The organism is Blastomonas sp. RAC04 (assembly GCF_001713435.1).
GTDB classification, from domain to species: domain Bacteria; phylum Pseudomonadota; class Alphaproteobacteria; order Sphingomonadales; family Sphingomonadaceae; genus Blastomonas; species Blastomonas fulva.
On sequence record NZ_CP016460.1, the window covers coordinates 402,419 to 426,216 of the forward strand.

The following is a 23,798-nucleotide window of genomic DNA, read 5'->3' on the forward strand; positions in this document are numbered from 1 at the left end:
AACTGCAGCATCCTGAACGCTGATGCTCAGTTGCGGCGAGTCACCGGACGGGCCGCACCAGTGGAACGCGCAGGAAGGCCGCGGGTTGCAGCCAGCCGCGCGCTCGCCAGCGTGGTGCGCTGCAGCGTTGCCAGCGCGTAATAGAGCTGGAAGTCCTCGATGCCCTTTTCCTTGAGCTGCTCTGTGGTCATCGTGAAACGCGGATCGGCGAGCTTGTCGACCTCCAGATCCTTGTCATCGAGCCCGATCTCATTGATCAGATGCCCGCGCAGATCGGATTCGCGCAGCTTCATCCGGGTCTTGTAATCCGGGTCGGACAGCTGCGGAACCGCGATATCCGGTTCGATCCCGCCTTCCTGCACCGAATTGCCCGAGGGCGTGAAATAGCGTGCGGTAGTGAGCTTGAGCGCGGTGGTGCGCGACAGCGGCAGCAGCGTCTGCACCGATCCCTTGCCGAAGCTGCGCTCGCCCATCACCAATGCGCGGCGATGGTCCTGCAGCGCGCCTGCGACGATTTCGGAAGCTGAGGCGGAGCCCGAATCGACCAGAACAATCAGCGGCGCGCCATTGATGACGTCGCCGGGACGCGCATAATAGCGTTCGATATCTCCCTTGTGGCGGCCGCGCTGCGAGACGATCTCGCCCTTCTGCAGGAACGCATCCGACACCGCGACGGCTTCGTCGAGCAGCCCGCCGGGGTTGGAACGCATGTCGAGCACATAGCCGGTGGGCTTGCGACCCAGCTTTGCCTCGATGCCCTGCACCGCCTCTTCGACATCTGCACCGACGCTGGCGGTGAAGCTGGCGATGGTTATGATGCCGATATCGTCCTTCACCTCCCAGGTGACAGGCTTCAAGTCGATGATCGCGCGGGTGACGCTGACGTCGAACGGCTTGTCACGGCCTTCGCGCACGATGGTGAGCTTGATCGAGGTGCCCGGTTCGCCGCGCATCTGGTCAACCGCATCGTCGAGCGTACCGCCATAGATCAGCTTGCCGTCGAGATGGGTGATATAGTCGCCCGCCTTGATCCCGGCCTTGTCGGCAGGAGTCTCGCGGGTGGGGGCGATCACTTTGACCGCGCCGTCCTGCATCGTCACCGACAGACCCAGGCCACCGTACATGCCTTCGGTCTGGGTGCGCAGATTGGCGAAATCGCGGGCATCGAGATAGCTGCTGTGCGGATCGAGACTGGCGAGCATGCCGTCGATCGCGCCGCGCACCAATTTGTCGTCGTCCACCGGCTCGACATAATCGGTCTTCACCCGCTCGAAGATATCGACGAAGCGCGAAATCTCCGCCTGGGTATCGGATTCGACTTGCGAAATGGCCGATGTCGCCACGGGCACCAGCGCGACGGCCAGGGCAATTGCGGAAACTCGGGCGAGGCGGGACTTCATCATCAAACGCAACCTTGTTGTTGAACCGGTCTGGACTTCGGCCCGGGTCGCGATGGCCCGGCCATCGCGGATGGCCAGAGCACTCCCCAGGCAATGATCGTCACGCATTCCCCAAAACGCGGTGGATATAATCTAGGCGTCTGCGCAGCAAAATGCCAGATGCTTTGCCATCAAGAACCGATCCGCTTCGACCAGCGGTCTACGCTAACGTCGGCACCTTTCTGGCAGGTGAATGGCAGGCTCTCAGCTGATCAGCGCGGCAATGTCGATCGGGCGACCATTGCGGCGCAGCTCGACCGTGATCCGGGGACGGTTGTCGCCCGCGCGGCCGATCGGATCGCCCTGCGCGACGCGTTCACCCACCTTGAGCGCGGTACTGTCCATTCCGGTGATCAGGCTGGTCCAGCCGCCGACATGCTCGATGATGACGATGCGCCCGAACCCGCGATAGCGACCGGCAAACCCGATCCGGCCATCGGCGGGCGCGATCAGCTGCGCCCCGGGGCGCGCGGCGACGGTGAGCCCGCGCGAACGAACCCCGGTGGTCGCGACCTCGCCAAAGCCAGAGACGATCGCTCCCATCACCGGCAGGCGATAGGCGGGGCGGGCGCTGCGGGTCGCGACGGGCGCGTTTTCGACGACCTGCGACTGTTGCGGTCGGGGCGGGCGCAGCACCGGGCCGTCCAGCGCCGCCAGCTGCGCGCGCAACGACCCGCTCGCCTCGATATCGCCGACGAGCGCATCAAGATCCCGTGCGCGTTCGCCGAGCCCCAGCGCCCGCTCTTCCTCCAGCGCCGATGTGCTGGCGAGCTGGCGCGACTGCGCGCGCGACCGGGCCTCGAGCCGCGCCAGCGCGGCGCGCCGGTTGGCCAGCTCCCTGCGACCATCGCGCTGAAGCCGGGTGGCGCGCCTGGCCTGTGCGGCCAGATCGGCGGAGCGGGCGATGTCCTTGCGCAGCAGCGCGGTCTGTGCCTCGACTTGGGGTAGGGTGGTGGCCAGCACCGCACGCACGCGGACCATGTCGTCGATCGATCCGGGCTGGACCAGCGCGAGCATGGTGGGGCGGCGGGCCAGCGATTGCAGCGCCGCAGTGAGCCTTACCAGCGGCTGCTGGCGGCTGGCCAGCCGCGCCCTTTGCGCGCGTTGCAGCGTGGCGATGATCTTCACCCGCGCCTCGGCCGCAGCGATCTCGGCCTCGGCCTCCTGCACCCGCGATGCCAGCGCGCGCGCATCGCGCCGCGCCTTGTCGGCTGCTTCGGTGGCGGCCTCGGCCTGCTGTTCGAGCTGGCGGCTGCGGCGCGCGGCGGCCCTGGCGTCGGCGAGCGAGCGGGCGAGTGCGGCGCGTTCCTGCTCCAGCAGATCGACCCCGCGCTGGACGGGGGCAGCGCTTCCCGGCAGCGCAGCGACGATCAGCGCGCCTGCCACCAGCAACAGGGCAAGGGGGCGCCGCACGACCGCTCAGCCCTCGCGATGATAGGGATGGCCGGCCAGGATGCTTGTGGCGCGGTAGAGCTGCTCGGCAAGCATCGCGCGCGCCATCAGGTGCGGCCAGGTCGCCTTGCCGAACGCGATCAGCAGGTCGGCGCCTTCGCGCTCGGCATCGTCAAAGCCATCCGCCGCGCCGATCAGGAAGCGGGTTTCGCGCACGCCGTCATCACGCCAGCGTCCGAGCGCCTGAGCGATGTCGATCGACGTCATCTGCTTTCCGAGTTCATCGAGCATCACGGTGCGGCTGCCCTGCACCGGCGGCGGTACCGTGCCGCCGCGGTCAGGCAGCTCGGTGATCGCCAGCGGCCACTGGATGCGCTTGACATAGCGCTGCACCAGCTCGGCCTCGGGCGACCGGCCGATCTTGCCGCGCGCGATGATGTGCAGGCGCATAGACGATCATCCTGCCTGGACGGGTCAGTGCTGGATCCGCGTGTACGGATCAGGCGTTGGGCGTTTCCGGCGCGTCGCCAAAAGCCCACATGCGTTCCAGATTGTAGAAGGTGCGCACTTCCGGGCGGAACAGATGGACGATGACATCGCCGGCATCGATCAGCACCCAATCGGCATTGGTCAGCCCCTCGATCCGCGCGGTGCCGCCGGACTGCTTGATCTTCTCGGCGAGCTTCTGCGCCATCGACGCGACCTGGCGGGTCGAGCGACCCGAGGCGATGACCATGAAATCGGCGATGTTGCTTTTGCCGGCGAGCGGGATCGAGACCACTTCCTGCGCCTGATCGTCGTCGAGCGACTGCATCACCAGCGCATGCAGTTCGGTGGCTTCGGCCAGCTGCGTTTCCGCGGTCCGGTGGGACGGGCGAACCGCGCCGGTCTGGGCGGTACCGGGCTGGGCGGTGCCGGTCGGGGTGGGAGAAAGATTGGTCAATGGAACTCCTTGCGAAAATACGCTTGATCATGGGTCCGGCGCCGGAACGGCGACCGCGAGAAAGGCACAGGGTGAGGGGTTGAAAACATATCCCGGCAAGGGATGGATGAAGGTCCGGCTGGGGCCGTCACGCTAGGACCTGCCGGGTCACTGCATCGCGCACGATTGCATCGGCGTAATCCAGGGACCAGTCGGGATCACCCCTGCGCAAGGCAGTGGCAGATCGCGGATCAGGACGAAAGCGCAGCTGCACGAGCGCCGGCATACTCCATCGTGTCCAGTCACTTGCCTGGTCCCGGGGCCGGACACGATGCCCGAACCAGGCCATTGCGGGGGCCGTAATGGCACCTCCATCATATCCGGGCCGGGCGATGACTGCAATCGGCATTTGCCGCGCTATGTCGCGCCACCGGTGCCATCGGTGGAAATTGGCCAGATTGTCCGCGCCCATGATCCAGATGAACTCGCGCCTGGGATGCCGTTTGCGCAGTTTTGAAAGCGTATCGACGGTGTAGCGCGTGCCCAGTTGCGATTCGATCGCGGTGGCGCGGATGCGGCTGCGGCGGCTCATCTTGCGCGCAGACGCGAGCCGCGCCTTGAGGCTGGCCATGTCGGATGCGCCGGCCTTAAGCGGGTTGCCGGGGCTGACCATCCACCAGATCTCGTCGAGCCCCAAGGCTTCCATCGCGAACAGGCTGATCGCGCGGTGTCCGCGATGCGCCGGGTTGAACGATCCGCCGAGCAGGCCGGTGCGAACGGGACGGTTGTTCATTCAGGCAGACCCCAGTCCTGGCGCTCGTGATAGACGCGCAGGATGTGCAATCCATCGTCCTCGACAGCATAGATCATCAAAAACGGGGCCTTCTTCATTCGCCATTTGCGATGACCCGACGCTCCGACAGGAGATCCCAGCCGCGGGAATTCAAGCAATCGGGAAATCGCTGCCTCAAGCGCCTCGACGATATTGAGAGCGTAGGTCGGGTCTTGCTCAAGAGCGCTCTCGTAAAATTTGAGAAAGTCAGCCTGCGCTGGCAGCGACCACTTTACTTGCATCAGGCTGCTTCATCTCGCTCATGCTTCTGGGCAGCGATCTTCGCTCTGGCGCCCACCTTCATCTCGGTGATCCACTCCTCCATCTGCTCCTGGGTCAGATAGTCGCCGCGCCCGATCGCATCCTCGCCTTCCTTGACGAAATCCAGGAACGCGGTTTCGGCGCGGGCCATCTTTTCGATCGCGCGGGCGGCGAGCCAGCTACGGCTGCGGCCTTGCGCGGCGGCGAGGCGATCGACGAGCGCCATGACTTCGGGATCGATGCGGGCGGTGATGACCTGGGACTTGCTCATGGGCGCATGTATACAATGTATACGCGTTGGCGGCAACCGGCGATCAGGCGCGAACCTGACCCGTTCCTTCGACCAGCCATTTGTATGTCGTCAGCCCCTCCAGCGCGACCGGTCCGCGTGCGTGCAGCCGCCCGGTGGCGATTCCGATCTCCGCGCCCAGCCCGAATTCTCCGCCATCGGCGAACTGGCTCGAGGCGTTGACCATCACGATGGCGCTGTCGACTTCGGCCTGGAACCGCGCGGCGGCGGAAGCATCACTGGTGATGATCGCATCGGTGTGGCCCGAGCTGTGCCGCGCGATATGGGCGAGCGCGCCATCGAGCCCGTCGACGAACGCCGCAGAGACGATCGCGTCGAGATATTCGGTTCCCCAGTCCTCGTCGCTCGCCGAGACTGCACGTGGTTCGAGCTCAAGCACCATATCGTCGCCGCGTACCTCGCAACCGCCATCGGCCAGCGCGGCGAGCAAGGACGCAGAATCGGGATAGTCCCGGTCGATCAGCAGCGTTTCCATCGCCCCGCAAATTCCGGTGCGACGCAGCTTGGCATTCACGACGATCGCCTTGGCCATATCAGGGTCGGCGGCCGCATGGACGAAGCTGTGGCAGATGCCGTCGAGATGCGCGAGCACGGGAACGCGCGCATCGGCCTGAACGCGCGCGACCAGCGACTTGCCGCCGCGCGGGATGATCAGGTCGATTCCGCCGCTGGCCGCGAGCATCGCACCGACGGCATCGCGATCCTGGGTCGGCACCAGTTGCACCGCCGATGCGCCGATCCCTGCGCCGTTGAGCCCGCGCACAAAGCTGGCGTGTAGCGCGCGGTTGCTGTGCATCGCCTCGCTGCCGCCGCGAAGGATCACCGCATTGCCCGACCGCACGCACAAGGCAGCGGCGTCGATGGTGACGTTGGGGCGGCTTTCATAGATGATCCCGATCACCCCGATCGGCACGCGCACCCGGCGCAATGTCATGCCCGCAGGCGCGGTGCGCCGGTCGATTTCCTCACCCACCGGATCGGGCAGTGCAGCGACGGCATCGACGCTGTCGGCGATCGCGGCAAGCCGTGCCGGGTCCAGCCGCAGCCGGTCCAGCAGGGCAGGGGTAAGCCCGCGTGCAGCTCCGGCCTCGCAGTCGCGGGCATTGGCTGCAAGGATCTCCGCCGTGTCGGCGCGCAAGGCCTTGGCCGCGGCGCGCAGGGCTTCGGCCTTGGCCGTGTTGCTCATCTGCTTGAGGCTGGTCGATGCCTGGCGCGCGTCCTCACAGCAGCGATCGATGATCTGGACAGCAGTCAGTTCGGGCGTGGAGGGGGCGGCGGTCAACATACCCCGCCTGTAACAGCGCAAGGCAGTGGTTCCAAGCCGCGACTCGGCAACCCCGCTGGATAGGAAAAAAACGACTCGCAACCGATTGCACGGAGGTTTTGACAGCTTGAATGTCGCTTCAATTGCGAAAAATTCACTTCGAAATGCGGTTCATCGCACGACTCGTCCGACTCGTGGCAATCACGAGGGAGTCGATTCGCCAACCCCGATTCGCTTTGCTAGCCGCGCTTCGGGGTTAATTTTAGGGTCGAACGGGTCGTGCGCATTTCAATGGTGCGCAAGCGTGTTACCGATACGCTTGCGCAATGGTTCCCTGATCGCGAATTTTTCATGCGGTCGCAGGGGCAGATCAAATTCGTGAAGGTTTCGGCGCGGCTGCAGATGGCGGTTGCGGGCGCGATTGCTGCTGCGCTGCTGCTGTGGCTGTTGGTCACGCTTGCCATGCTGGTCAGCCAGTACAGCATCAGCGCGGAGCGGCTGGCGCTGGTGGCCAAGCAGGCGCAGGTCGAAAGCTCCGCCAGCCGCGTTGCCGCCTATCGCTCCTCGGTCAACGAAGTCGCCGCCGACCTGGAGAAGCGCCAGGCATTTCTCGAAGACATCGTCACCAGCTATATCGGCGAGCAGGCCGCCAGCGAGGATGCCACCACCGTGGTGGGTGATGCCACCAAGGGCAGCAGCGACGAGGCGGCCAAGACGGCCAAGAAGATCAGCGCCATGGTTCCCGAGGCAGCAGGGCTTGCCCGCATGGAAGCCCGCCAGATCGCCTTTGTCGAGCAACTGACCAAGGCCGCGGCAGTGCGCGCCAGCGCCGCCGAACAGGCCATTCGCAAATTCGGCCTCAATCCGGACAGCGTCGCACGCGCCAGCGCGTCCGCCCAGGGTGGTCCGTTCATTCCGCTGAAGAGCTCGGGCGCGCTTCGGCTCGACCGTCGCTTCACGACATTGGGCCAGACGCTGGCGCGCATGGACGCGCTCGAGCGGGGCCTTGTCGCCATCCCTTCGGGCGCGCCGGCTCTGGCTCCGGCCATCACCAGCGGCTTCGGCTATCGCCGCGATCCGTTCACCGGCGCGGCAGCGCTCCATAGCGGCATCGATTTCAAGGGCGCGCACGGCTCGTCCATCCTCGCAGCGGCCCAGGGCAAGATCGTTTTCGCGGGCGTGAAGAACGGCTATGGCAATTGCGTCGAAGTGTCGCACGGCAACGGCCTCGTGACCCGCTATGCCCACCTGTCCTCGATCGGCGTCCGCATCGGGCAGAAGGTCGACAAGGGTGAACGCCTGGGCGGCATGGGAAGCACCGGCCGGTCCACCGGCACGCATCTGCACTTTGAAGTGCGCCACAACGACCGTGCCATGAACCCCCGCCCGTTTCTGGAGGCCAACCGAGATGTTCTCAAGATCCAAGCCGTCGCCGAACAGCGGACCGACGACGCCACCCGCTAACGCCCGCTCAGCCAGGTCAGGATCCAGCATGGTCGGTAATTCCACTTTCTCCGTGATCGGCTCCGATGTGGTGATCACCGGCAACATCTCGGCGAAGGTCGATCTGCACATCGATGGCCGGGTGGAAGGCGATATCAGCTGTGCCTCGCTGGTGCAGGGCGAATCGAGCAGCATCCACGGCGCGATCACTGCGGAGACCGCGCGACTCGCAGGCAATGTGACCGGATCGGTCGATGCCCGCGATCTGGTGATCACCGCCAGCGCGCAGGTGACTGGTGACGTCAGCTACGAGACGATCACCATCGAGCAGGGTGGTCATGTCGATGGGCAGTTCCGTCACAAGAGCAAGGTCGCCCATTCCGCAGCGTCCACGCTCGCCAACCCCGCTTCGGGCGAGGACCGCCCGGCGCTTTTGCTGTCGAACTGACGCCGCCAAAGCATCGCCGCTGCAAAATGCCGCTTTGCGTGAGCGCTGAGCCCGCTTAATCATGCGGGCATGACACCAACCCGCCCGATCCTCGCCGCGCTGCCCTTGCTGGCCGCGACCCTGCTTGCCGCTTGCCAGGCCGAGCCGGAGAAACGGGCCGCGGCTGCGCAGGATCCGCATCAGGGCATCGACCTGCCACCGGGACATCCGGCGATCGCGCTTCCGGGCGAGGGCGGGGCAGAGAGCAATCCGGCAGCATCGGGTCACCCGCCGGTGATCAGCCTAGATGGCGAGGGGCTGCGGTTGGTCGATCCCAAAAGCGGCGCGACACGGCCGCTGGCGTTCGGAGTCGATCAGGCGCAGCTGAAGCTGGTTGCAGAGAAGCTCAAGGGTCCGGCCAAGGCGGGTCGCAACGAAGAATGTGGTGCAGGCCCGCTGAGTTATTTGAGTTGGGATGACGGGCTGACGCTGTATTCGCTCGATGGGCTGTTCGCCGGCTGGGCGCTCGATGAGGCTGGCGCTGCGGTTCCCGCCAAGCCTACCAAGCCCGCAACGGGCCAGCCTGCGCCCAAGCTCACCACGATCAGCGGCATCGGCATTGGGTCGAGCCGCGCGCAGTTGCTCGATGTCTATGATGCGACGATCGAACAGACGACGCTGGGCACCGAGTTCAACGCCGCCGGGCTTTCGGGCATATTGGATGGCCCCGGACCCAAGGCCAAGGTGACCAACCTGTGGTCGGGCGTGAACTGCGTCTTTCGCTGATCAGGCCGCGTCGGCGATCGCCTTGGCTGCCAGTTCGGGTTCCGCGGCAATGACCTTGAGATAGGCGCGCACCGCGGGCGGCGGCATGTGCCGTCCGATCTCGTACTGGCGGATATTGGCGAGCGGAATGCCATAGGCGCGAGCAAACTCGTCCTGGCTCATGCCCAGCCGATTGCGCAGCATGCGGATCCGGCGACCCATCAGCCCCCGTTCCAGTCCGGCAACGCTTACGTCCCGATCTTCCGGATCGTTAGGGTCTGCCGGAATAGCGATCATAGTCTCTTTGTTCACCAGAATTGCTCCTTCTTACCGATATCAGGCGGCATGTGTCGCCCCGCCAAACGTGAATGACGGTCCACAGTTTGCCGCTGACCAGGCCGATGGCCTTGAATCGCTCTTCCTCATCCCCCAAGCGGATCGTCGGCAGAAGAACGAGTTGCGCATCATCGAAAACCCGTTTGCCGAACGCGAGGGGTACACCGTGCTTGAACCGGTTGACCTCGTCCTTGGCGGGATCGAATGCGATGTCCATCGGTCGCTTATGATATGTGAATCACACAGGGATGGCAAGGCAGGGCGTCTCTGGCTAGAGCAGGGGCATGACATCGCACTTCACCCCCGTCGCGCCCGGCAAGCTTGCCACTATCGTCACGCATTTTGAGATGCGCGCCCGCCCGCGCCCACGGCCGCTCAAGCCGGTCCCGCTGCGGCTCAAGCGTTGGCAGGCGCCATCAGCGGACAAGTACCGCATGCTCTATCGCAGGGTGGGCGAGCCGTGGCTGTGGTTCTCGCGGCTGCTGCTTTCGGACGACGCGCTGACCGCGATCGTTCATCACCCGGCAGTCGAGATCTTCGCGGTGCTCGACCCTCAGGGCATCGAGGTGGGGCTGCTCGAACTCGATTTTCGCCAATCCGGGGCCTGTGAGATCGCCTTTTTCGGGCTGATCCCGCAGCTGACCGGCCAGGGGTTCGGCGGCTGGCTGATGGCGCAGGCGCTGACGCTGGCCTGGCGAACTGGGGTCGAGCGGGTGTGGGTGCACACTTGCACGCTGGATGATCCGCGCGCACCGGGTTTCTACATCGCCCAAGGGTTTGTGCCGATCGCGCGCGAGATCGAGGTCATGGGCGACCCGCGCCTCACCGGGTTGATCCCGCGCGAGGCTGCGCCGCACGTCCCTCTGATTTAGCTGAAGCTTTCGGCGACGTCCTCGGCCGCGGGGCCGGCCAACTGCCGATAGAGCGCTGCATAGACGCACACCATCAGCACGCTCAGGAACATGCTGAGCACCGCATCGACCAGCGTGGTCAGCGTTTCGGCCATGTCGCCCCCGACGCCCAGCCGGATGACGAGGCCGATCACGGTCACGGAGGTCAGATAGACGAAGAAGGCGGTGACCGCGACGACCAGCACGAACACCAGCACGCGGCCGCTGTTGCCCTTGGTCAGTGCCCAGGAACGGCGCAGCGCCGCGGTGATCTTGTAGTTGCGCTCGGCCACCATCGCCGGGCCTGCTACCAGCAGCTTGATGAAGATGTAGATGCCCGGCAGCACAAAGGCCAGCGAGCCGAAGAACACCATCACCCCGCTCAAAATCCCCATCGCATAATAGGGCAGCAGGATGGACAGCCCGCGGCGCATGGCCTCACCTACCGAAGGCTGCCCGCGGTCGAGGATCAGCACCAGCATCACCACGCTGGCAAAGCCGTTGGCAAGGCCGATCAGGATGATCCAGAAGATATTGTCGGTGTAGAACTGCTGCATCCCCTGGTAGATCGTCTCGAGCGTCGCGTCGGGGGCGCTGACCGGCGGGGGCGAGAACATGGCAAAGGCGAGCCCCGGCAACAGGATAAACACCCCGGCCACGCTCAGCAGCAGTTCGCGATTGGCGCGAAACAGGTGCATCACGTCGTTCCAGCAGGCGGAAAGATCGAGCTTGCGGGTCATGGCGGGATTGGCCTCACTGCCTAAAGCGATTAAAGGCCTGCGCTAAACGGCACGGGCACAGCGCGCAAGGCATTTGGCGCCGGGCTCCGGGCTGGAAGGCAAGGGCAGTATGGCATCGACCAAAGCAACGGCACAGACAGGCGAGGCGGCAATCCCCGAATGGCGGATCGAACCGGGCCTGCTCCCCTATCCTCAGGCGCTGGCCGCGATGGAGGAGCGCAACCGCGCCATAGAGGCGGGCGAGGCGGAAGAGCTGATCTGGCTGGTCGAGCATCCGCCGCTCTACACCGGCGGCACCAGCGCCGATCCCGCCGAGCTGCTCAGCCAGCAGTTCCCGGTCTATGATACCGGGCGCGGCGGGAGGTATACCTATCATGGCCCCGGCCAGCGGGTGGGCTATGTGCTGCTTGATCTGCGCCAGCGGGGCAGGGATGTGCGCTGCTTTGTCCATGCGCTCGAAGACTGGGTGATCGCCTCGCTGGGCGATCTGGGCGTGTCTGCGCGCCGCGCCGAGGGACGGATCGGTATCTGGACCGACACGCTCAATGGGCAGGAAGCCAAGATCGGCGCGATCGGCGTGCGGGTGCGGCGCTGGGTGACGATGCACGGCTTTGCGGTCAACGTGAACCCGGACCTGACGCATTTCGGCGGCATCGTGCCGTGCGGCATTGCCGAATATCCGGTGACCAGCCTCGCGGATCTCGGCATCGCTGCCACCATGGCCGATCTCGACGCCGCGCTCGCAGCGCAGGCCCCGCGCTTTCTTGCAGGCCTGGGCGGGACGTGCCAAGCAGCTGCGGTACAGGAGACATGATGATGGTGAAGCCGATCTTTCTGGGACTGTCGCTGGCAGCAGCGGGGCTCGCGCTCGGCGGATGCCAGGAAAAGGCTGCAGACAGCACAGCGGTCGCGCAAGGCAGCGCGCCCGAAGGCACGATCAGCGACGAGCTGCCCGATCTGGAACTGCTGCCCAATGATGCGCCGCTCGCCGACCCCGCCGATCTACCGCCGGTGCCGGGCGTGACCGGCGAGGCTGCGCCCACCGCTCCCGAGCGCGCGCTGTCGAGCTATGCCCCGCAGGCCGCCCCCGCGCCCGCGCCCGCTCCGGCAGAGCCCGCGCTCGAAGGGTCGATCGCGGAGTAATTTCCACTTGAGCCGTCACCCCCGCGAACGCGGGAGTCCCACTTTTGCGCCGGTGTTTCGACAAGAGCGGGATTCCCGCGTTCGCGGGAATGACGAAACTGGGACTGGTTTGATCTAGGCCGCGTACACTGTCGGATCGACCAGCCCGGCATCGGCGAAGCCCGCCTTGCGCAGGCGGCAGCTGTCGCACAGGCCGCATGCCTTGCCCTCGGGCGTCGGGTCATAACATGACCAGCTCATACCCGGATCGAGCCCCAGCCGCGCGGCCTCGGCGGCGATCTCGGCCTTGCCGAGGAACTGCAGCGGCGCGTGGATGGTGAACGGCTCGCCCTGGTCGCCCGCCTTGGTGGCGAGGTCGGCCAGCCGCTCGAAGCCCTGGATGAATTCGGGGCGGCAATCGGGATAGCCCGAATAATCGAGCGCGTTGACCCCGATGAAGATGTCGCGCGCGCCCAGCGCCTCGGCCCAGCCCAGCGTGAGCGACAGGAAGATGAGGTTGCGCGCGGGCACATAGGTCACCGGGATATCTTCGCCGACCCCGGTCTTGGGTACGTCGATATCGTCGGTCAGCGCCGATCCACCGAACTGGCGCAGGTCAAGCGGCAGCACGATGTGCCGCACCGCGCCGATATGCGCGGCGATCTTGCGCGCCGCCTCGATCTCGACCCGGTGGCGCTGGTTGTAGTCGATGGTCAGCGCGGCAACGGCAAAGCCTTGCTCGATCGCGCGCGCGGCAGAGACCATGGAATCGAGCCCTCCCGAGAGCAGGACAACGGCGGTTTTCTGAGGCTGGGTCATGGCTTTGCGCATATTGCGCCGCGCCATCTCGGGCAAACCAAAAAATCGGGCCGCGCGGACGTGTCCGGCGGCCCAGTGAGGTCGTTAAGACCTGAATGGAGGAAAGCGTACCGAGTCCGGCACCCGGCTGCTCTACACCCGATGTGGTTAAGAAAACGTGCAGGTCTCAGCCCGCGCAGGGGTTCAGCCGCCGCAAGCGCCCGCGTAGCGGCCTTCCATCGTCATGGCGAAGGGCGAGTTCTGTGCGATGCCTTGCGAATCGATCTGGATCAGCCCGCGGCCTTCATATTTGATCGTGGTGCGACCCGACCCGCCGCTGGCACAGCGATAGGTGACGGTCACTTCGTCGGGCTCGTCCGAAACAACGAAGCGACTGCACTGGACGTCCTTGTGGCGCAGCTGGAGCAGCTTGCGAGGGTCGCGGATGCAGATCTTGTCGGCGCTCTGCGCGCTGCCGCGTTCCTTCAAATTCCACAATCCCGGCTGGACCTTGTTGAGCATGGCGAGTTCGGGGCCCTGAGCGGGGGCAGGAACGCAGGCAAGCCCCGCCGCAGCAGCGGCAACGGCCATCCATTTCCAGCGAAGGTGAAGCATCGTCATCTGGTGTAACCCTATCGTTGGTCCCCGCACCCCAAGGCGGCAGGAACAGTCAAGTGAGTGCGACCCGATACAGGTTTCTTGCCCCAGGCAATCTGGAGGGCTTACAGGCGAATGATGGCCAAATCAGCCGACAATTATGGCAGGTTTGCGGCCCCGTCTTGGATGAAAACGCGCTTTCAGCCCGGCGTCGCAGCCGGAGGATCGATATGGAACGCGCGCGAACAGAAGGCGCAGTCGACCACGATTGTGCCGGTATCGCCGACCATTTCGGCCTGTTCCTCGGGCGGAAAGCGGCCGATGACATCGCGGATATGGTCGAGATTGCAGCGGCAACCCTTGACCAGCGCGACGCCATCCTCGGCGCGGACCTCGTCCTCCTCGTGGAACAGCCGCCACAGCAGGTCGCGCCCATCGACGGCAGGATCGAGCAGTTCCGAATGCGTCAGCGTGCTCGACAGGATCGAGACATGCTCCCACTCGGGATGGTCGAGCCGAACATGCAGCCGCTCGCGGCCTTCCTCGCCCTCGGGCAGGTGCTGCACCAGATAGCCCGCGCTGCGGCAGCCGGTGGCGTCGCTCTCGATCGCGATGCGGATCATCGTCGGCACCTGTTCGGACTGGGTGAAATAGCTCTCGCACGCCTGCGACAGCGAATCCCCGTCCAAGGGCACGATGCCCTGATAGCGGCCCTTGCCGAAGCTCTGGTCGAAGGTCATCGCCAGATATCCCTTGCCGAACAAAGCGAACAGCGAGGGGTTGGCGCCCAGCCGCGCCAGCCGCTCGGCATCGAAGCGGACATGCCCGCGCAACTCGCCGCCGCGATAATCGACCACCAGCAACTCGACGATGCCGCCCTCGGTCTGCGCCTGAATGGTTACCTGGCCGCCATCCTGCTTCATCAGCGAGCCGATCAGCGCGGCGAGCGTGATCGCCTCGGCCAGCACCAGCTTGATGCAGGTCGGGTAATCATGCGCCGCGAGAATCTCGCGCAGCACGCTGTCGAGCCGCACGAAACGGCCGCGCGCATCGCGGGCAGGTAGAGTGAAATGGACGGGCAGGGCTTCGAAGGGGGATGTCATGGGGCGCTATATGGTGTGGCGAGGGGCTGGCGTCAAACCTGCGTTCCGATTGCCCAATGCCGTCATTCCCGCGAACGCGGGAATCCCGCTTGGTGGCTGACGTTCGCGCAGAAGCGGGACCCCCGCCTTCGCGGGGGTGACGAAAGCGTTGTGGTGCTGCACAGTCCGAAGGAGGCCAGGTGTCTGTTCTCGCTGCGATTGCGCCCGGATGTCATATTCCGCTGACGGACGGCCGGTTGGCCATTACAGGATCAAGGCATGGATTTGCCGACTGAATTCCACTGGAGGACACTATGAAACGCCTATGGTCGACGGTCTTTTTGCTGGGTTTCGGTTTGGGCGCTATGCCGGTAGCCGCAGCACAGGATCCTGCGCAGGACCCGGTGGCGGCGAGTTTTGCGGAGCTGAAAAGCCTGGTCGGCATTTGGCGTCAGGTCGACAAGCCGCAATCGCCATTGCGCATCCGGTTCTCGCTGACTGCGGGTGGAAGCGTTCTGGTCGAGGAGTGGCTGCGGGGTGATCAGCCGCATTCGATGACGCTTTACCATCGCGACGGGCCTGATCTGCTCGCGACGCATTATTGTCCGCAGGGAAATCAGCCACGCCTGGTGGCTTCGGTGCCAGCGGGCGGAAAGAGCCTCGAATGGACCTTTCGCGATGCAACGGACCTCGATCCCTTGCACGAATCCCATCTGATCGCGCTGGGTTTCGACCTTTCCAATCTGGGCCGGATTGCGCGGACGGAAACCTATCGCCAAGGGGATGCGGACGAACATTCCGCGCTGCAACTGGTCCGCGATGTGCCCTCCGGAGTGGACCCGGGCTAACGCCAGCGCCTGACGATCTTTTTTCCGTTCGGGCCTAACCCGTATATCGTCCCGCCGTCTCGCGGATCAGCGCAATCATGTTGGGGATGCCCTGCGTGCGGTTCGACGAGAGCTGGTTCTTCAGATCGAACGGGGCGAGCGCGCCCTCGATATCGGCAGCGGCCACCTCTGCCGGCGCCCTGTCCTGCACGCTCAGCAGCACCAGGGCGATGATGCCCTTGGTGATCGCGGCGTTGCTGTCGGCAAGGAAATGCAAGGACCCATCGTCGGTGCGGGTGGGGTAGACCCAGACCGAGGCGGAGCAGCCGCGGACCAATGTCGCGTCGGTCTTGAGCGCCTCGGGCATCGGATCGAGCGTGCGGCCCAGATCGATGATCAACCGATAGCGATCATCGGCGTCGAGGAATTCATATTCTTCGGCCAGATCGGCCAGCTTTGGCGTGGGCGTGGGCGTGGGCGAGGGAGTTGTCATGGGGGGCAGATAGCTATGCTGCGGGGCAAAGTCACCCCGCAGCGACCGGCAATTCTTACAGCTCCACCCCGGCGGCGATCGCTTCCAGCTTGCGGATGCGTTCTTTCAGGTCGGCGATTTCGATCCGCGAATGGGTCGAGGGCGATCCGCCGTCACCCAGCGACGGGCTGTGCGCCTCCATTTCGTGGCGCTTGAACGCCAGCCAGTCGCGCCAGCCGCGCAGTGCGGTGGACGAGACCAGTGCAATGGCCAGCAAGGCCGATGTGGCTATCGTCAGATAGAGATAGGCGCTTTCCATGATATTACCCTTTACGGCCCCCGCCGCCCGGTTGGTGGTTCATGCGCCGCATCAGCGGTCGCGCAGTTTCTCGATTTCAAGGCTGAGGTCGCTGGTCTGGCGCTGATCGGTGATCACGCGTTCCAGCACCTGTACCCGCTCCTTCAGCGATCGCACTTCCTCGCGCAGGCGCGATGCTTCGCCGGTGTCGGCAGGCCTGGCGAGTTGCTCATTGCCGTGCTCGTCTTCCAGGATGCCGTGCTTGGCCTTGTACCGGGCCTTCATGACATTCGCGACCATCACGATCAGAACGATGCCGATCACCATTTCAAACGGATTCATGATGCCTTTTCCCTCAAACAGTCTTCAGTGGTTCAGCTCAGCTGCTTCTCGCGCAGATCCTCGATCTGCTGGGCGAGGTCGTCGCGGCCGCGGCCATCGGTGATGATGCGTTCCAGCGTGCGGACCCGCTGTTCGAGCTTGTCGCTCACCTGCGGCCGCTCCATCGCGCGCGCCTTGGTCAGCTCGACTTCCAGCTCCAGCGTCTTGCGCTTGTGGTGGGTCCAGATGGCGAGCCCGCCAATGGCAAATGGTGCAAGCGGGATGGCGGCCCAGATAAAATCGAACATCGTTTCATGCCCCCTTATGGCAGTCCGGTTCAGTTCGCGCGCTTGTCGCGCAGTGCCTCGATCTCGTGGGTCAGGCGGTGCGCATCATCGGTGACGATCCGCTCGACGTTGCCCAGACGGTCCTTGATCGATCCCAGCTCGGCGCGCAGCTGTGCATTTTCCTGGCTCAGCAACTTGATCCGCTCGACCGATTCCTGGTCGGTCTTGGGATAGATCGCCTTGCCCCAGCTGCTTTCGAGCGGATAGCCGTTCTTGATGCGCAGCCAGGTTGTGGCAACCCAGCCGAAGGTGATCATCATGCAGCCAGCAACCAGAACCGGTGCAAGAGCTTCAATGAGTGCCAGCTTTTCCATTATGCGCGGTCCTTCTGTACTCTCAGCCGTTCGATTTCATCGGCCAGGCGGTTGCTCGAACTGTTGGCGTCGGTGGCGATGCGTTCCAGCACTGCGATCCGTTCTTCCAGCCGTCCGATCTTTCCCGTCAGTTGCTCGTTTTCGTTGGTGAGCAGCGATATTTTTCGATCAGCGTCGGGATCGCTTCGTTCAATGACTTTGCCGGTCCACTGATCTTCGAGCGGATAACCATGCTTGGCGCGGATCCAGGTGGTGATCACCCAGGCCCCCATGGACAGCATGATGATCGCGAGGACAAAACCCGGTCCACCCCAGCTCATGATAGTCTCCTGAAACCTTGTTGTTGATGATGGCTGCCCGATCCTGCTGCTCAGCGCAGGCTTTCGATCTCGTCGGCCAGCCGGGTGTTCTTGGCGGTGTAGAACAGCTCGACATCGGCCAGGCGGCGGTCGATCTCGCGGAAGCGGGCCTTGACGTCGCGGGCGGTGCGGCCCGGTGACTGGCGCACACCCTGCCAGAACTTCTGGTCCTGATCATCGGTGTAAAGGTGCGCCGGCTTCTTCTCGGCGAGGAAGCCCATGGCCAGATATCCCATCAGCACCCAGCCGGTCATCAGCGTTAGCAGCACCGCGGCCACGCGGATCCACACGACATCGATCCCGGTGTAGTCGGCGATGCCTGCGCAGACGCCCATCAGCTTGCCGTTCTGCTTGTTGCGATAGAACTTCGTCTTGCGCGGTGCGGGGGCGTCGTAGCTGTATTTGTCCAACCGGCTCATTTCCTTACCCTTTCCTTCAGCAGGCGCTCAACTTGTTCCAGGCCGTAATCGTCCTGGTCATCCGCGCTGGTCAGCCGCGCCGGGCGCCAGTCGGGGTTGTCGGCGGAAATGATCCGTTCGACGGTGTCCATGCGATCGTCGAGACGACGCGCCATGGCGTGGAGTTCTTCCAGCAGATTCTCGTCCGAGCTGGTAAGCGTCGCTGCGGTCTTCCACTTGGTGATGTAGTGGAAGATCAGCCACGGCAGTCCGATGAACAGCATGCCGACGACGAAGATGGGGACCAGGATGTCTTCCATCGGATCAGCCCTCCTTCTTCAGGGCGCGCTTCATCGCCTCGAGCTCTTCGTCGACCTTGTCCGATCCGGCGAGGGCGGCGAATTCGTCGTCCAGGCTACGCTGGCCCAGTGCCTTGCGCTCGCCGCGCTCATCCTCGGCCATGCCCAGTGCATCGGCGCGGCCCTCGGCCATGTCGACGCGGCGCTCGAGCAGGTCGAAGCGGCTGAATGCTTCGCGGACCTTGTCGCCATTGTACATGGTGCGCAGCTTGACGCGGTTCTCGGCGCTTTCCAGGCGGCTCATGATGTTGTTCTGGCGCATCCGGGCTTCGCGCAGCTTTGCCTGCAGCTTGGCGATGTCCTGTTCCGAAGCGCGCAGCGCATCGTCGAGCACGTTGATTTCGACATTGAGCTGATCAGCCATATCGGCGGCCTTCTTCTTTTCGAGCAAAGCAGCGCGGGCGAGGTCTTCGCGGTCCTTGGACAGCGCCAGCTCGGCCTTGTCGGTCCAGTCGGCCTGCAGCTGTTCCAGCTTGCCGACGTGGCGCTTCATTTCCTTCTGGTCGGCAATGGTGCGCGCGGCCGATGCGCGGACTTCGACCAGGGTTTCCTCCATCTCGAGGATGATCATCCGGATCATCTTCGCCGGGTCTTCGGCCTTGTCGAGCAGCTCGGTAACATTGGCGGCAATGATGTCGCGGGTTCGAGAGAAAATTCCCATGGCGAAAACTCCGTTCGTTAAGGTCGGGTGGACCGGATCCTGATCCTGATCCACCTTACCCCCATTTGCATTTCAGTTGGAAGAGGCTGGCCGGGACGGGGCAAGGGGGGGTAAGCGTCCCGGCCAGATCCGTCAGGCAAGATACCGGACGGAAACCATTTTGCCGGCATCGACCGCCGGGCGGGCGGGTGAGGCGGCTGCCTCGATGCTGGCGAATGCGGTGACAAACAGCGTAGTGACCAGCATCAGCGCCGCGACCGTGGTAACCAGGGTGGACTTGAAGACGCTGTCTTCCTGTGCCGGCTGGTCGTTGGACTGGTTCGCGTAACGCACTTGCTTTCTCCCTTGTACCGCTGTGTGTCGGTGTTGCCTGCTACATTGCAGGGTGCGTGCCAGTTTGAAAAACACTGGAAAAACAAGAGTTTGGAAAATTCCAATGCGCCGCGTGTTGGTTGGGATTGCCATGTGTTGGGATTCTGCACTATTCCTTGGGTCATGGAACGGGGCAATCAGTTCATTGGCGAGTCAGGCGCCTTTCTGGATGCGGTCGAACGCGCAAGCCGGGCCGCAATGCTCAACCGCCCGGTGCTGGTCATCGGCGAGCGCGGCACGGGCAAGGAACTGATCGCCGAGCGCCTTCACCGCCTGTCCTCGCGCTGGGATGGCCCCCTGATCACATTGAACTGCGCCGCGCTTCCAGAGACGCTGATCGAGGCCGAACTTTTCGGGCACGAGGCAGGCGCGTTCACCGGCGCCACCCGCGCGAGACAAGGGCGGTTCGAGGAGGCCGATGGCGGCACATTGTTCCTCGACGAACTCGCGACATTGAGCTCCGCTGCGCAGGAGCGGCTGCTGCGCGCGGTCGAATATGGCGAGATCACCCGCATCGGCTCTTCGCGCGCGATCAAGGTCGATGTCCGCATCGTCGCGGCCACCAACGAGCATCTTCCCGAGCTGGTCGACCAGGGCCGCTTCCGCGCCGACCTTCTCGATCGCCTCTCGTTCGAGGTGGTGACCTTGCCGCCGCTTCGGGTGCGCGAGGGCGATGTCATGGTGCTCGCTGATTTCTTCGGGCGGCGGATGGCGGCAGAGCTCGACTGGCCCGACTGGCCGGGTTTCGGCGCGATGGCGACCGAGGCGATGAAGCGCCACAGCTGGCCGGGCAATGTCCGCGAGCTGCGCAACGTCGTCGAGCGCGCGGTCTATCGCTGGGATGATCCCGACCGCAAGGTGGACCATATCGTCTTCGATCCGTTCGAATCCCCGTGGAAGCCGCAGCCCTCAAGGCGCCCGGCCGCAGCGGATTCGCCCTGCGACGAGGTAATCGACGCCGCTCTGTCGGACTCGGGCGTCCGCGCAACACTCGACCAGACGATGAACTTCGACGCGGTGGACGATCTGCGCGGTGCGGTCGACGCGCATGAAAAGCGCATCCTGCAGGCCGCGCTCGCCCGTCACCGCTACAACCAGCGCCAGACAGCCAAGGCGCTGGGGCTGAGCTACGACCAGTTGCGCCACTGCCTCAAGAAGCACGACCTGCTGGGGTGAAAACGCTGGACGCGGCTGCGGCCGGCTGAAAAGGGGGGAGGATGAAGCTTGCCCATTTTGATCCCGCCAATTTCCTCGCCACCCATTGGCAGCGCGCGCCGTTGCTGATCCGCAACCCGTGGGATGAATGGCAGTGCCCGGTCGAAGCCGATGAGCTGGCAGGGCTGGCGTGCGAGCCGCAGGTGGAGGCTCGGCTGATCGAGCAGGCCGGCCCCGATTGGGCCGTCGAGCATGGGCCATTGGCCGAAGAGCGCTTTGCGTCGCTGGGATCGAACCCGTGGACCTTGCTGGTGCAGGCGGTCGACCATCATGTACCAGAGGTCGCCGCGCTGCTGGCTTCGTTTCGCTTTATCCCCAACTGGCGCGTCGATGACGTGATGGTGAGCTTTGCCAGCGACGGTGGCGGGGTGGGGCCGCATTTCGATCAGTATGACGTGTTCCTGATCCAGGGGCAGGGGCGCAGGCGCTGGCAGATCGGCGCGATGTGCGACGAGAACAGCCCGTTGCTGCCGCATGGCGATCTCAAGCTGCTGCGCGACTTTGCAGCGACCGAGGAGTTCGTGCTCGAGCCCGGCGACATGCTCTATGTCCCCCCCGGGGTGTCGCACAACGGCATCGCTTTGGGTGACGATTGCATGACGCTGTCGATCGGCTTTCGTGCGCCCTCGCGCGCCGAACTGATCGGCGACTGGAACGATCATCTGCTCGAGGACCTGAGCGAGGACGACCGCTATGCCGACCCCGGCCTCGCGCTCCAGGCCAACCCCGGCGAGATCGGCGCCGATGCGCTCGATCGGCTGCAGGCGATGGTGCTCGAGGCCCTGGGCGACAGGCAGCGGTTCGCGCGCTGGTTCGGCGCATCGAGCAGCACGCGCAAATATCCCGATATCGACTGGCGCCCCGAAGAGCCGCTGAGCCTTGACGATATCCGAGAGGCTATCGAGCAGCAGATGGAGCTTCAACGGAACCCTGCCAGCCGGTTTGCCTTTGTGCGCGAAGGTGGAGATGCGCTGATGCTGTTCGTTGACGGCGAAACGTTCGAATGCGGGGCGGAGACTTCCGGGCTCGCCGAGGCGATCTGCGCCAACGACAGCCTCACGCTCGACACCGTGAGCGATGCTGCGTGCGAACTGCTGCTGGCGCTGTGCAACATGGGGAGCGTCGCGTTCGTTGACGACGACGATGATGGGGACGACGCAGACGGCTGATCAGTCCGCATCCACCTCGCGCCACTGGCCGAGCGGCAATGCATCGAGCGACCACGGCCCCACTGCCCAGCGCACCAGCCTGAGGGTGGGAAAGCCCACCGCCGCGGTCATCCGCCGCACCTGCCGGTTGCGGCCCTCGCGGATGGTGAGACTGATCCAGCCATCGGTGACAGTCTTGCGGAAGCGCACGGGCGGATCGCGCGGCCACAGATCGGGGTCGGCAATCGCGCTCGCCTCGGCGGGGCGGGTCATGCCGTCCTTCAATTGCACGCCCTTGCGCAGGGCTGCGAGCGCGTCCTCGGTAATCGTGCCTTCGACCTGCACCAGATAGGTCTTCGCCATCTTGAATTTGGGATCGGCGATTCTGGCCTGCAGGCGGCCGTCGGCGGTGAGCAGGACCAGCCCTTCGCTGTCATGATCGAGCCGCCCGGCGGGGTAAACGCCCGGAACGTCGACGAAATCCGCCAGAGTCGGGCGGTCGCCATCCCGGCTGAACTGGCAGATCACGCCATGGGGTTTGTTGAACAGGATGAGCCGGGACAAGGAGATGCGACTTTCTGCGCTGCAAGGGTGGCGTAATCGCCCAAGGCTTGGCACATGGGTGCATCGCACAACAACCATAATCGAGAGAGGCACTTTCATGACCCTTCCCCAAAGTTACCTGCAAATGATCTCCACCGTCAGCGCCGAAGGCGAACTGACCATGGAACTGGTGGAAAAGCCCATGCCCGAGCTTGGCGACGACGAGGTCCTGATCCGCGTCGAGGCCACCCCGATCAACCCGTCCGATCAGGGCGTGATGTTCGGCTGGGCCAGCATGGCCAAGGCGGCCTCTTCGGGCACCGGAGCACACACCCGGCTCACCGCTCCCGTCTCGCCGCAGGGCATGGGCGTGATGAAGGCGCGCGTCGGACAGCAGCTGCCCGTGGGCAATGAAGGCGCAGGCACGGTCGTGGCTGCAGGCTCTGGCGACTATGCGCAGAGCCTGATGGGCAAGGTCGTCGCGGTGATGGGCGGCGGCATGTACGCGCAATATCGCAAGGCACCCGCGATGATGTGCCTGCCGCTCAAGGACGGCCACACCGCGCGCGATGGAGCCTCGTGCTTCGTCAACCCGCTGACCGCGCTGTCGATGGTCGAGACGATGCGGATGGAAGGCCACACCGCCTTGGTCCATACCGCTGCCGCCTCGAACCTCGGCCAGATGCTCAACCGCATCTGCGCAGCCGATGGCGTCGAGCTCGTCAACATCGTGCGCAAGCCCGAACAGGCGCAGCTGCTGCGCGACATGGGCGCGAAGCATATCGTCGATTCGAGCAGCGAGAGCTTCAAGGCCGATCTGGTCGATGCCATCCACGCCACCGGCGCGACGCTGGCGTTCGATGCGACGGGCGGCGGCGAGCTCGCGTCCAACATCCTGGCTGCGATGGAAGCTGCCGCGGCACGCACCCCGGGCGCCTACAGCATCTATGGTTCGGTCAAGCACAAGCAGGTCTATCTCTATGGCGGGCTGGACACCTCGCCCACCGTGCTCAACCGTGCCTATGGCATGGCCTGGGGCGTGGGCGGCTGGTTGCTGCCCAACTTCCTCGCCAAGGCGGGCGGCGATGTCGCCATGCGTCTGCGCGCCCGGGTGGCAGACGAGCTCAAGACCACCTTTGCCAGCCATTATACCGACGAACTTTCGCTGGAACAGGCGCTGCAGGCGGATGTGGTCGCGCGCTATTATGCCAAGACCACGGGCGAAAAGTTCCTGATCTGCCCGCAGAAGTAATCGGTCCCGGCGGAGGCGGGCAGGGGACATCCCTTGCCCGCCTGCCGCCGAGCCCCATATACAGATGATCAGTACGTCGGGGCATTTTTTCCCCATCGTCATTCCCGCGTACGCGGGAATCCCGCTTTCTCGAAAACCTTGGCGCAGAAGCGGGACCCCCGCTTTCGCGGGGGTGACGAAATCTTTGGCGCAGAGCGCGCTGCATGCCGCTAGAGGCAGTCGCTCGTTCAAAAAACCCTGCTGCAACATGAACGACCCTTCCACAATCCGTTCACCTTCGCTCCCTTAAACA

35 protein-coding genes are annotated in these 23,798 nt (G+C 64.6%); 10 read left to right on the plus strand and 25 right to left on the minus strand.

What is annotated here, in order from left to right; genetic code table 11:
* Positions 1-26: 26 nt before the first annotated feature.
* The 8 genes from BSY18_RS02925 to BSY18_RS02960 all read right to left on the minus strand — a co-directional run bounded on the left by BSY18_RS02925 (position 27) and on the right by BSY18_RS02960 (position 6,441).
* The gene (locus tag BSY18_RS02925) at positions 27-1,400 is read right to left on the minus strand and encodes a S41 family peptidase (protein ID WP_069051658.1); all 1,374 of its coding nucleotides are present in this window, start codon (positions 1,398-1,400) and stop codon (positions 27-29) included.
* A 243-nt stretch (positions 1,401-1,643) separates the two neighbouring features.
* On the minus strand, positions 1,644-2,852 hold the full coding sequence (locus BSY18_RS02930) for a murein hydrolase activator EnvC family protein (RefSeq protein WP_069049596.1): 1,209 nt from the start codon (positions 2,850-2,852) through the stop codon (positions 1,644-1,646).
* Positions 2,853-2,858: 6 nt separating this feature from the next.
* Positions 2,859-3,281, minus strand: coding sequence for a 23S rRNA (pseudouridine(1915)-N(3))-methyltransferase RlmH (locus BSY18_RS02935; RefSeq protein WP_069049597.1), 423 nt, complete (start codon positions 3,279-3,281; stop codon positions 2,859-2,861).
* A gap of 49 nt (positions 3,282-3,330) precedes the next feature.
* Positions 3,331-3,645: a ribosome silencing factor gene (gene rsfS / locus BSY18_RS02940; protein ID WP_150126357.1), complete on the minus strand. Its 315-nt coding sequence runs from the start codon at positions 3,643-3,645 to the stop codon at positions 3,331-3,333.
* A 256-nt stretch (positions 3,646-3,901) separates the two neighbouring features.
* The gene (locus BSY18_RS02945) at positions 3,902-4,546 is read right to left on the minus strand and encodes a nicotinate-nucleotide adenylyltransferase (RefSeq protein WP_054136071.1); all 645 of its coding nucleotides are present in this window, start codon (positions 4,544-4,546) and stop codon (positions 3,902-3,904) included.
* A complete protein-coding gene (locus tag BSY18_RS02950; RefSeq protein WP_054136072.1) occupies positions 4,543-4,827 on the minus strand; it encodes a type II toxin-antitoxin system RelE/ParE family toxin in 285 nt (94 codons plus the stop codon). Before BSY18_RS02950 ends, BSY18_RS02945 begins: the two co-directional genes overlap by 4 nt.
* Positions 4,827-5,117, minus strand: coding sequence for a CopG family ribbon-helix-helix protein (locus BSY18_RS02955; protein WP_069049598.1), 291 nt, complete (start codon positions 5,115-5,117; stop codon positions 4,827-4,829). Before BSY18_RS02955 ends, BSY18_RS02950 begins: the two co-directional genes overlap by 1 nt.
* Before the next feature lie 43 nt (positions 5,118-5,160).
* Complete coding sequence (locus BSY18_RS02960; protein ID WP_069049599.1) at positions 5,161-6,441, minus strand: glutamate-5-semialdehyde dehydrogenase; 1,281 nt, start codon at positions 6,439-6,441, stop codon at positions 5,161-5,163.
* Between the two features lie 258 nt (positions 6,442-6,699).
* On the opposite strand from BSY18_RS02960, the gene BSY18_RS02965 reads away from it, so the two are divergent.
* From BSY18_RS02965 to BSY18_RS02975, 3 genes are all read left to right on the plus strand, one after another.
* Positions 6,700-7,884, plus strand: coding sequence for a M23 family metallopeptidase (locus tag BSY18_RS02965; RefSeq protein ID WP_335617678.1), 1,185 nt, complete (start codon positions 6,700-6,702; stop codon positions 7,882-7,884).
* Between the two features lie 28 nt (positions 7,885-7,912).
* Positions 7,913-8,311 (plus strand): bactofilin family protein, encoded by a 399-nt coding sequence (locus tag BSY18_RS02970; RefSeq protein ID WP_054136075.1) that lies wholly within the window; start codon positions 7,913-7,915, stop codon positions 8,309-8,311.
* Positions 8,312-8,380: 69 nt separating this feature from the next.
* Positions 8,381-9,076 carry a hypothetical protein gene (locus BSY18_RS02975; RefSeq protein ID WP_069049601.1) on the plus strand — a complete coding sequence of 232 codons (696 nt, stop codon included), beginning with the start codon at positions 8,381-8,383 and terminating at the stop codon, positions 9,074-9,076.
* Here the strand turns inward: BSY18_RS02975 and BSY18_RS02980 are convergent, their stop codons facing one another.
* On the minus strand, positions 9,077-9,367 hold the full coding sequence (locus tag BSY18_RS02980; protein WP_150126191.1) for a helix-turn-helix domain-containing protein: 291 nt from the start codon (positions 9,365-9,367) through the stop codon (positions 9,077-9,079). It abuts the gene before it with no gap.
* Positions 9,327-9,608 (minus strand): BrnT family toxin, encoded by a 282-nt coding sequence (locus BSY18_RS02985; protein ID WP_069049603.1) that lies wholly within the window; start codon positions 9,606-9,608, stop codon positions 9,327-9,329. The genes BSY18_RS02980 and BSY18_RS02985 overlap by 41 nt, the downstream gene beginning before the upstream one ends.
* A gap of 67 nt (positions 9,609-9,675) precedes the next feature.
* Between BSY18_RS02985 and BSY18_RS02990 the strand changes: the two genes are divergently transcribed.
* On the plus strand, positions 9,676-10,263 hold the full coding sequence (locus tag BSY18_RS02990) for a GNAT family N-acetyltransferase (protein ID WP_069049604.1): 588 nt from the start codon (positions 9,676-9,678) through the stop codon (positions 10,261-10,263).
* Here BSY18_RS02990 and BSY18_RS02995 read toward each other — a convergent pair.
* Positions 10,260-11,021, minus strand: a complete 762-nt coding sequence (locus BSY18_RS02995; RefSeq protein ID WP_069049605.1) for a glycerophosphoryl diester phosphodiesterase membrane domain-containing protein — start codon at positions 11,019-11,021, stop codon at positions 10,260-10,262. The two genes, BSY18_RS02990 and BSY18_RS02995, sit on opposite strands and share 4 nt — an antisense overlap.
* 109 nt (positions 11,022-11,130) lie before the next feature.
* Between BSY18_RS02995 and lipB the strand changes: the two genes are divergently transcribed.
* Both lipB and BSY18_RS03005 read left to right on the plus strand, forming a co-directional pair.
* A complete protein-coding gene (gene lipB, locus BSY18_RS03000) occupies positions 11,131-11,835 on the plus strand; it encodes a lipoyl(octanoyl) transferase LipB (RefSeq protein ID WP_069049606.1) in 705 nt (234 codons plus the stop codon).
* Entirely contained in the window at positions 11,832-12,164 is a 333-nt protein-coding gene (locus tag BSY18_RS03005) for a hypothetical protein (protein WP_150126192.1), read from the plus strand. The genes lipB and BSY18_RS03005 overlap by 4 nt, the downstream gene beginning before the upstream one ends.
* Positions 12,165-12,278: 114 nt before the next feature.
* On the opposite strand, the gene queC is transcribed toward BSY18_RS03005, so the two are convergent.
* The 3 genes from queC to hslO all read right to left on the minus strand — a co-directional run bounded on the left by queC (position 12,279) and on the right by hslO (position 14,641).
* A complete protein-coding gene (queC, locus tag BSY18_RS03010) occupies positions 12,279-12,962 on the minus strand; it encodes a 7-cyano-7-deazaguanine synthase QueC (protein ID WP_431521357.1) in 684 nt (227 codons plus the stop codon).
* Between the two features lie 183 nt (positions 12,963-13,145).
* Complete coding sequence (locus BSY18_RS03015; RefSeq protein ID WP_069049608.1) at positions 13,146-13,562, minus strand: DUF3617 domain-containing protein; 417 nt, start codon at positions 13,560-13,562, stop codon at positions 13,146-13,148.
* 176 nt (positions 13,563-13,738) lie between these two features.
* Complete coding sequence (hslO, locus tag BSY18_RS03020) at positions 13,739-14,641, minus strand: Hsp33 family molecular chaperone HslO (protein WP_069049609.1); 903 nt, start codon at positions 14,639-14,641, stop codon at positions 13,739-13,741.
* A 383-nt stretch (positions 14,642-15,024) separates the two neighbouring features.
* Between hslO and BSY18_RS03025 the strand changes: the two genes are divergently transcribed.
* Complete coding sequence (locus BSY18_RS03025) at positions 15,025-15,468, plus strand: hypothetical protein (RefSeq protein WP_150126193.1); 444 nt, start codon at positions 15,025-15,027, stop codon at positions 15,466-15,468.
* Between the two features lie 34 nt (positions 15,469-15,502).
* Here BSY18_RS03025 and BSY18_RS03030 read toward each other — a convergent pair whose 3' ends face one another.
* The 10 genes from BSY18_RS03030 to BSY18_RS03075 all read right to left on the minus strand — a co-directional run bounded on the left by BSY18_RS03030 (position 15,503) and on the right by BSY18_RS03075 (position 19,309).
* On the minus strand, positions 15,503-15,940 hold the full coding sequence (locus BSY18_RS03030; RefSeq protein ID WP_069049611.1) for a SufE family protein: 438 nt from the start codon (positions 15,938-15,940) through the stop codon (positions 15,503-15,505).
* 55 nt (positions 15,941-15,995) lie between these two features.
* Positions 15,996-16,238 carry a hypothetical protein gene (locus tag BSY18_RS03035; protein ID WP_054136087.1) on the minus strand — a complete coding sequence of 81 codons (243 nt, stop codon included), beginning with the start codon at positions 16,236-16,238 and terminating at the stop codon, positions 15,996-15,998.
* A 51-nt stretch (positions 16,239-16,289) separates the two neighbouring features.
* Positions 16,290-16,559 (minus strand): hypothetical protein, encoded by a 270-nt coding sequence (locus BSY18_RS03040; RefSeq protein WP_054136088.1) that lies wholly within the window; start codon positions 16,557-16,559, stop codon positions 16,290-16,292.
* A 32-nt stretch (positions 16,560-16,591) separates the two neighbouring features.
* Positions 16,592-16,846: a hypothetical protein gene (locus BSY18_RS03045; RefSeq protein ID WP_054136089.1), complete on the minus strand. Its 255-nt coding sequence runs from the start codon at positions 16,844-16,846 to the stop codon at positions 16,592-16,594.
* 29 nt (positions 16,847-16,875) lie between these two features.
* Positions 16,876-17,145, minus strand: coding sequence for a hypothetical protein (locus BSY18_RS03050; protein ID WP_231562345.1), 270 nt, complete (start codon positions 17,143-17,145; stop codon positions 16,876-16,878).
* Positions 17,146-17,198: 53 nt separating this feature from the next.
* Positions 17,199-17,519: a hypothetical protein gene (locus tag BSY18_RS03055; RefSeq protein WP_069049613.1), complete on the minus strand. Its 321-nt coding sequence runs from the start codon at positions 17,517-17,519 to the stop codon at positions 17,199-17,201.
* Between the two features lie 50 nt (positions 17,520-17,569).
* The gene (gene pspC / locus BSY18_RS03060; RefSeq protein WP_054136092.1) at positions 17,570-17,977 is read right to left on the minus strand and encodes an envelope stress response membrane protein PspC; all 408 of its coding nucleotides are present in this window, start codon (positions 17,975-17,977) and stop codon (positions 17,570-17,572) included.
* A complete protein-coding gene (gene pspB, locus BSY18_RS03065; protein ID WP_054136093.1) occupies positions 17,974-18,276 on the minus strand; it encodes an envelope stress response membrane protein PspB in 303 nt (100 codons plus the stop codon). Before pspB ends, pspC begins: the two co-directional genes overlap by 4 nt.
* A 4-nt stretch (positions 18,277-18,280) precedes the next feature.
* The gene (pspA, locus tag BSY18_RS03070; protein ID WP_054136094.1) at positions 18,281-18,976 is read right to left on the minus strand and encodes a phage shock protein PspA; all 696 of its coding nucleotides are present in this window, start codon (positions 18,974-18,976) and stop codon (positions 18,281-18,283) included.
* A gap of 132 nt (positions 18,977-19,108) precedes the next feature.
* Positions 19,109-19,309: a hypothetical protein gene (locus tag BSY18_RS03075; protein WP_054136095.1), complete on the minus strand. Its 201-nt coding sequence runs from the start codon at positions 19,307-19,309 to the stop codon at positions 19,109-19,111.
* Positions 19,310-19,471: 162 nt separating this feature from the next.
* On the opposite strand from BSY18_RS03075, the gene pspF reads away from it, so the two are divergent.
* Positions 19,472-20,524 (plus strand): phage shock protein operon transcriptional activator, encoded by a 1,053-nt coding sequence (gene pspF, locus BSY18_RS03080; RefSeq protein WP_054136096.1) that lies wholly within the window; start codon positions 19,472-19,474, stop codon positions 20,522-20,524.
* Between the two features lie 41 nt (positions 20,525-20,565).
* A complete protein-coding gene (locus tag BSY18_RS03085; protein ID WP_069049614.1) occupies positions 20,566-21,732 on the plus strand; it encodes a cupin domain-containing protein in 1,167 nt (388 codons plus the stop codon).
* On the opposite strand, the gene BSY18_RS03090 is transcribed toward BSY18_RS03085, so the two are convergent.
* On the minus strand, positions 21,733-22,275 hold the full coding sequence (locus tag BSY18_RS03090) for a pseudouridine synthase (RefSeq protein ID WP_069049615.1): 543 nt from the start codon (positions 22,273-22,275) through the stop codon (positions 21,733-21,735).
* A gap of 97 nt (positions 22,276-22,372) precedes the next feature.
* Between BSY18_RS03090 and BSY18_RS03095 the strand changes: the two genes are divergently transcribed.
* A complete protein-coding gene (locus BSY18_RS03095; RefSeq protein ID WP_069049616.1) occupies positions 22,373-23,506 on the plus strand; it encodes a zinc-binding dehydrogenase in 1,134 nt (377 codons plus the stop codon).
* The last annotated feature ends 292 nt before the right edge of the window (positions 23,507-23,798 follow it).

Excerpts from the sequence above, each read along its gene's own strand:
- queC (WP_431521357.1), bottom strand. The coding sequence starts at position 12,962 with ATGACCCAGCCTCAGAAAACCGCCGTTGTCCTGCTCTCGGGAGGGCTC.
- pspC (WP_054136092.1), bottom strand. The coding sequence starts at position 17,977 with ATGAGCCGGTTGGACAAATACAGCTACGACGCCCCCGCACCGCGCAAG.
- BSY18_RS02990 (WP_069049604.1), top strand. The coding sequence starts at position 9,676 with ATGACATCGCACTTCACCCCCGTCGCGCCCGGCAAGCTTGCCACTATC.
- rsfS (WP_150126357.1), bottom strand. The coding sequence starts at position 3,645 with ATGCAGTCGCTCGACGACGATCAGGCGCAGGAAGTGGTCTCGATCCCG.
- BSY18_RS02955 (WP_069049598.1), bottom strand. The coding sequence starts at position 5,117 with ATGAGCAAGTCCCAGGTCATCACCGCCCGCATCGATCCCGAAGTCATG.
- hslO (WP_069049609.1), bottom strand. The coding sequence starts at position 14,641 with ATGACATCCCCCTTCGAAGCCCTGCCCGTCCATTTCACTCTACCTGCC.
- BSY18_RS02935 (WP_069049597.1), bottom strand. The coding sequence starts at position 3,281 with ATGCGCCTGCACATCATCGCGCGCGGCAAGATCGGCCGGTCGCCCGAG.
- BSY18_RS03050 (WP_231562345.1), bottom strand. The coding sequence starts at position 17,145 with ATGATGATCACCTTCGGCTGGGTTGCCACAACCTGGCTGCGCATCAAG.
- BSY18_RS02985 (WP_069049603.1), bottom strand. The coding sequence starts at position 9,608 with ATGGACATCGCATTCGATCCCGCCAAGGACGAGGTCAACCGGTTCAAG.
- BSY18_RS02945 (WP_054136071.1), bottom strand. The coding sequence starts at position 4,546 with ATGAACAACCGTCCCGTTCGCACCGGCCTGCTCGGCGGATCGTTCAAC.
- BSY18_RS03040 (WP_054136088.1), bottom strand. The coding sequence starts at position 16,559 with ATGAATCCGTTTGAAATGGTGATCGGCATCGTTCTGATCGTGATGGTC.
- BSY18_RS02975 (WP_069049601.1), top strand. The coding sequence starts at position 8,381 with ATGACACCAACCCGCCCGATCCTCGCCGCGCTGCCCTTGCTGGCCGCG.
- BSY18_RS03085 (WP_069049614.1), top strand. The coding sequence starts at position 20,566 with ATGAAGCTTGCCCATTTTGATCCCGCCAATTTCCTCGCCACCCATTGG.
- pspF (WP_054136096.1), top strand. The coding sequence starts at position 19,472 with ATGGAACGGGGCAATCAGTTCATTGGCGAGTCAGGCGCCTTTCTGGAT.
- BSY18_RS03055 (WP_069049613.1), bottom strand. The coding sequence starts at position 17,519 with ATGAGCTGGGGTGGACCGGGTTTTGTCCTCGCGATCATCATGCTGTCC.
- BSY18_RS03030 (WP_069049611.1), bottom strand. The coding sequence starts at position 15,940 with ATGACAACTCCCTCGCCCACGCCCACGCCCACGCCAAAGCTGGCCGAT.
- BSY18_RS03035 (WP_054136087.1), bottom strand. The coding sequence starts at position 16,238 with ATGGAAAGCGCCTATCTCTATCTGACGATAGCCACATCGGCCTTGCTG.
- pspB (WP_054136093.1), bottom strand. The coding sequence starts at position 18,276 with ATGGAAGACATCCTGGTCCCCATCTTCGTCGTCGGCATGCTGTTCATC.
- pspA (WP_054136094.1), bottom strand. The coding sequence starts at position 18,976 with ATGGGAATTTTCTCTCGAACCCGCGACATCATTGCCGCCAATGTTACC.
- BSY18_RS03045 (WP_054136089.1), bottom strand. The coding sequence starts at position 16,846 with ATGTTCGATTTTATCTGGGCCGCCATCCCGCTTGCACCATTTGCCATT.
- BSY18_RS02995 (WP_069049605.1), bottom strand. The coding sequence starts at position 11,021 with ATGACCCGCAAGCTCGATCTTTCCGCCTGCTGGAACGACGTGATGCAC.
- BSY18_RS02970 (WP_054136075.1), top strand. The coding sequence starts at position 7,913 with ATGGTCGGTAATTCCACTTTCTCCGTGATCGGCTCCGATGTGGTGATC.
- BSY18_RS03015 (WP_069049608.1), bottom strand. The coding sequence starts at position 13,562 with ATGACGATGCTTCACCTTCGCTGGAAATGGATGGCCGTTGCCGCTGCT.
- BSY18_RS03005 (WP_150126192.1), top strand. The coding sequence starts at position 11,832 with ATGATGATGGTGAAGCCGATCTTTCTGGGACTGTCGCTGGCAGCAGCG.
- BSY18_RS02950 (WP_054136072.1), bottom strand. The coding sequence starts at position 4,827 with ATGCAAGTAAAGTGGTCGCTGCCAGCGCAGGCTGACTTTCTCAAATTT.
- BSY18_RS03095 (WP_069049616.1), top strand. The coding sequence starts at position 22,373 with ATGACCCTTCCCCAAAGTTACCTGCAAATGATCTCCACCGTCAGCGCC.
- lipB (WP_069049606.1), top strand. The coding sequence starts at position 11,131 with ATGGCATCGACCAAAGCAACGGCACAGACAGGCGAGGCGGCAATCCCC.
- BSY18_RS02960 (WP_069049599.1), bottom strand. The coding sequence starts at position 6,441 with ATGTTGACCGCCGCCCCCTCCACGCCCGAACTGACTGCTGTCCAGATC.
- BSY18_RS02925 (WP_069051658.1), bottom strand. The coding sequence starts at position 1,400 with ATGAAGTCCCGCCTCGCCCGAGTTTCCGCAATTGCCCTGGCCGTCGCG.